Source organism: Inquilinus limosus MP06, from assembly GCF_000767795.1.
Lineage (GTDB): Bacteria > Pseudomonadota > Alphaproteobacteria > DSM-16000 > Inquilinaceae > Inquilinus > Inquilinus limosus_E.
The window spans coordinates 1-3,381 of record NZ_JANX01000637.1 but is presented as its reverse complement, the minus strand read 5'-3'; the positions used below and the strand labels follow the sequence as shown (position 1 = coordinate 3,381).

Annotated in this window: 3 protein-coding genes; 1 reads left to right on the top strand and 2 read right to left on the bottom strand. The window is 72.4% G+C overall.

Going from position 1 to position 3,381, the window contains the following annotated elements:
* Positions 1–180: 180 nt before the first annotated feature.
* Positions 181–1,035, top strand: coding sequence for a protein-methionine-sulfoxide reductase heme-binding subunit MsrQ (locus P409_RS29955; protein ID WP_034847026.1), 855 nt, complete (start codon positions 181–183; stop codon positions 1,033–1,035).
* Here the strand turns inward: P409_RS29955 and P409_RS29950 are convergent.
* Together P409_RS29950 and P409_RS29945 are read right to left on the bottom strand one after the other, a co-directional pair.
* Positions 1,027–2,406: an MFS transporter gene (locus P409_RS29950; RefSeq protein ID WP_052121575.1), complete on the bottom strand. Its 1,380-nt coding sequence runs from the start codon at positions 2,404–2,406 to the stop codon at positions 1,027–1,029. The genes P409_RS29955 and P409_RS29950 overlap by 9 nt on opposite strands.
* 99 nt (positions 2,407–2,505) lie before the next feature.
* The coding region (locus P409_RS29945) for an alginate lyase family protein (protein WP_052121574.1) at positions 2,506–3,381 on the bottom strand (876 nt) is incomplete at its 5' end.

Genomic DNA, 3,381 nt, shown 5'->3' with positions numbered 1-3,381 from the left:
GGAGCCGCTTCGCGTCTCCGACCTCTCCCGCAAGCGGGAGAGGCACTCACACTTTCTCTCCTCGGACAGCCCACATAAACCCGATGTCATGAAACGTCCCGGCCTTCCGCTCCGTATAGAGGGATGGCCGCGTTATCCTGTCCCCGTGGCCGCCATCCGACCGCGCCCGTCGAGGACCCCATGCGCTCGCCCTTCACCGACCGTGCCGGCCGCTTCTCCTGGCTGAAGACCGTGGTCTTCGTCCTGCTGCTGCTGCCCGGCCTCTGGTATGGCGGGCGGCTGCTGGCCGGCGACCTGGGCGCCGACCCGGTGCAGACCTTCCAGCGCGCCATCGGGCTGTGGACGCTGTACTTCCTGGTCATCGGCCTGGCCATCACGCCGCTGAAGCGGGCGCTGCGCTGGCCGCAGCTGGTCCTGGTCCGCCGCATGATCGGCGTCGCCGCCGCCACCTATGTGCTGATCCATCTGACCGGCTACGCCGCCACCCAGCATTTCGACCTGGGCTTCGTGGCGTCGGAGATCGTCAAACGCCTGTACCTGACCATCGGCTTCCTGGCGCTCTTGGGGCTGATGCCGCTCCTGGCCACCTCGACCGACGCCATGATCAAGCGGCTGGGCGGCAAGCGCTGGCAGCGGCTGCACCAGTTGATCTACCCGATCGTGGTGCTGGGGCTGGTGCATGGGGTGATGCAGTCGAAGGTCGACGTCGCCATCCCGACCATGCTGGCAGGCTTCACCATCTGGCTCCTGGCCTGGCGCGTGCTGGACGCCCGCCTGGGCCGCGGCGACGGGCTGCCGCTGTGGATGCTGGCGGCGCTGTCGGTGGTCACCGCCCTGGTCACGGCCGGCGGCGAGGCGGCGATGTACGGGCTGTTCACCGGCGTCGACCCGATGCGGGTGCTGCGCGCCAACCTGATCTTCGCCTTCGGGCCCCGCCCGGCCTGGATCGTGCTGGGCGCCGGCCTGGCCGTCACCGCGCTGGCCGGGCTGCGCCGGCTGCAGAAGAGCAAGGCCCGCCGGCCGGCCCTAGCGTGACGGTTTGCGCACCCAGATCACCGCGGCCAGCAGGGCGAACACCAGCACGCCGCCGCTGAGCGCCATCGCCAGCCGCATGCCGTCGACCGACATCCCGCCGCCGCCGATCGCGCCGAGCACGGCGACGCCGATGGCGCCGCCGGTCTGGCGCAGCGAGTTGAGCACGCCCGAGGCGATGCCGGAGCGGGCGCGGTCGACCGTCGCCAGCAGCGCCGCGGTCATCGGCGGCACCGTCAGCGCCGTGCCGCAGCCGATCAGCAGCAGCGTCCACCACAGGCCGCCATAATCCGCCGTCGGGGTCAGCGCCAGCGCCAGGGCGGCGAAGCCGGCGACGGTCAGACACAGACCCGACACCATCGGCAGCCGCGCCCCGTGCCGCGCCGCGACCCGGCCGGCGAAGACGTTGACGAAGGCGATCAGCCCGGTCATCGGCACGAAGGCGAGGCCGGTGAGCAGCGGCGACAGGCCCAGAGGCCCCTGGAAGTAGAGGCTGAGCAGGAAGGTCGAGCCGTAATAGCCGGCATTCAGCAGGAAGCCGATCAGCGAGACGGCCGAGAACACCGGGTGGCGGAACAGGCCAAGCGGCATCATCGGCGCCGCGCTGCGGGATTCGACCAGCAGGAAGCCGATGCCGGCGAGCAGGAACAGCGCCGCCCCGCCCATCACCAGGGGACTGGTCCAGCCCAGCGGCTCGCCCTCGATGATCGACCCGGTCAGCGCCACCAGCGCGACGATCGCCAGGATCTGGCCCGGCAGGTCGAGGGCGCGGTTGTGGCGGCCTTCGGTCTCGGTGGTGAAGCGCAGCGTCAGCCACAGGCCGACCGCGCCGATCGGCAGGTTGATCAGGAAGATGCTGCGCCAGCCGAACAGCGCGACCAGCACGCCGCCGACCACCGGCCCGGCCACCATCGCCATGCCGCCGGCCCCGGCCCAGATGCCGATCGCCCGCATCCGCTCGCCCGGGTCGTGATAGGCATGGGCGACCAGGGCCAGGGAACAGGGCATCAGCAGCGCCCCGCCCAGCCCCTGGGCGACGCGGGCCGCGATCAGCACCGTGCCGGTCGGCGCCAGGCCGCAGGCCAGCGACGCCAGGGTGAACAGGGCGAAGCCGGCCAGGTACAGGCGCCGCGCCCCGAAGCGATCGCCCAGCGCGCCGCCGGTCAGCAGCAGGCTGGCGAAGGCCAGGGTGTAGCCGTTCACCACCCATTGCAGCGCGGCGACGCCACCCTGCATGAGGCCCTGGATCTGATCGAGCGCGACATTGACGACGGTGACGTCGATCTGGACCACCACGACGCCGAGGCTGAGCGCGGCAAGTCGGGCGGCACGCCGCGCTGGGGCGGCGCGTTCGGGACAGGCATCGAAAGGCATGGGACTCGCCTGGGCGGCGGGAAGCGTTCGGCCTTTGTTCCTAGCACGAGTCGCGCCGGGCGCAGTCCGACATCGGCGCATCGCTGCCCCGCATGCCGGTCAATCCGGCGGCAGCCCGCCCAGATACAGGGTGCCGCGCGACAGGTCGGCGCCGGCCGGCAGCTCCGCCCGGGCCTGGGGAACCCGATGCAGATAGGGCACGACCCAGGCCCAGGTCTCGCGACCGGGATCCTCCTGCGGCGCGCCGGCCCGCTCGGCGAAGCGGCGCGGATCCTGCAGCCCCGACAGCGCCCGCTCCACCAGCCGCCCGAGGGCGCCGTTCGCCTCCGGATAGAGGTCGACGCCGTTGACGGCCGCCAGCTCCGCGATCATCACCAGGGGCGCGGCGGCGAACAGGTGGTAGTGCAAGGCCCGGCCCTGCCGCGCCGCCTCCAGCGGCAGCATGCCGTCCTCGTCCACCTGGGCGGCGCCCAGGCGGTAGCTGGCGATGCCCCAGTCCAGCAGCTCGGCCCGGCCGGTGGCGATGCCCGCCGCCGCCACGGCGAAGCCGGCCCAGTAGCGGTGGTTGTTGCGGGTGTCGGTGCGGGTCGCCCGGCCGGGGCTGTAATAGGCCAGGTTGCGGTCCGCCAGGGCGGAGAACCAGTTCTTGATCCGGTGGCGGGAGTCGATGTCCGCGGGGTCGCGGTCGCCGCGCAGCTTCAGCCAGGACACGGCCAGCCCGCCCAGCATCCAGCCCTGGACATAGACCGACTGGTTGCCGCGGACCTCGCCCAGCAGCACCCCGTCGCGGGCGAAGCGGTCGAGCCATTGCGCGGCGCAGCGTGCGGCCGCCGGGTCGCCGGTGCGGCGGTAGCGGTCGACCATCGCCTCGACCTGCGCCAGCGCATCGTGCAGCGGCGCGACCGCCGCGTCATAGGCCTGCTTGCGCGCGGGGTCGATCACCGAATGGGCGTGGTCGCCGTAGTAGCCGCGGAC

What these genes read in the sequence shown, in the direction of transcription:
- P409_RS29955 (WP_034847026.1), top strand. Translation starts at nt 181, where the DNA reads ATGCGCTCGCCCTTCACCGACCGTGCCGGCCGCTTCTCCTGGCTGAAG.
- P409_RS29950 (WP_052121575.1), bottom strand. Translation starts at nt 2,406, where the DNA reads ATGCCTTTCGATGCCTGTCCCGAACGCGCCGCCCCAGCGCGGCGTGCC.